Source organism: Ruegeria sp. BHSC223, from assembly GCF_059613025.1.
This window is the reverse complement of record NZ_JBXWRR010000043.1, coordinates 1-1,116: the sequence shown is the minus strand read 5'-3', so window position 1 is coordinate 1,116 and position 1,116 is coordinate 1. Positions and strand designations below refer to the sequence as shown.

The 1,116-nt window shown below is 60.7% G+C and carries 1 protein-coding gene; it reads right to left on the bottom strand.

Features of this window, described 5'->3' with window-relative positions:
* Positions 1 to 1,116, bottom strand: a 1,116-nt coding sequence (locus AC2FNY_RS21040) for an Ig-like domain-containing protein (protein WP_496803653.1), incomplete at both ends; no start/stop codon positions are given.

Genomic DNA, 1,116 nt, shown 5'->3' with positions numbered 1-1,116 from the left:
TCGGCCACCGAGACCGTGTCATCAACCGCAACCGGCGCGTCGTTCACGCCCGTCACCGTCACCGTCACCGTTGCCGTGTCGGCACCGCCATTGCCGTCGCTCACCGTGTAGGTGAACGTGTCGGTCCCGTTGAAATTCGCATCCGGCGTATAGCTCAGCGTGTTGTCTGCGTTCACCACGACGCTGCCATTGGCAGGATCACTCGCCCCGCTCACCGTCAGGCTGTCCCCATCCGGGTCGCTGTCATTGCCCAGCACCGCAATGCTCACCGAGCCGTCCTCGGCCACCGAGACCGTGTCATCAACCGCAACCGGCGCGTCGTTCACCCCCGTCACCGTCACCGTCACCGTTGCCGTGTCGATGTCCCCATTGCCGTCGCTCACCGTGTAGGTGAACGTGTCGGTCCCGTTGAAATTCGCATCCGGCGTATAGCTCAGCGTGTTGTCTGCGTTCACCACGACGCTGCCATTGGCCGCAAATCCGACCGAAGATACCGTCAGGCTGTCCCCATCCGGGTCACTGTCATTGCCCAGCACCGCAATGCTCACCGGAGTATCTTCCAGGGTTGAAACGGCGTCATCAGATGCGGAGGGAGGATCGTTGACAACGCCAACCAAGAGCGACACCGAGACCGGGGCCGAGTTGGCTGCACCATCGGTCAAGACATATGTGAAACTATCTGGCCCATTGTAATTTTCATCCGGCGAATAGGTGACATTACCATCCCCGTTGACGGTAATGCTGCCGTGCTCTGGTTGCGTGAACGAAGCAATAGAAAGACTGTCGCCCTCTCTATCCCCATCGTTTGCCAGAACCGCTATGGTTACCGGTGTATCCTCTTCGGTAGTAGCCGAATCCGCATTACCGACGGGCGCGTCGTTCACACCCGTCACCGTCACCGTCACCGTTGCCGTGTCGGCACCGCCATTGCCGTCGCTCACCGTGTAGGTGAACGTGTCGGTCCCGTTGAAATCCGCATCCGGCGTATAGCTCAGCGTGTTGTCTGCGTTCACCACGACGCTGCCATTGGCAGGATCACTCGCCCCACTCACCACCAGGCTGTCCCCATCCGGGTCGCTGTCATTGCCCAGCACCGCAATGCTCACCGAGCCGTCC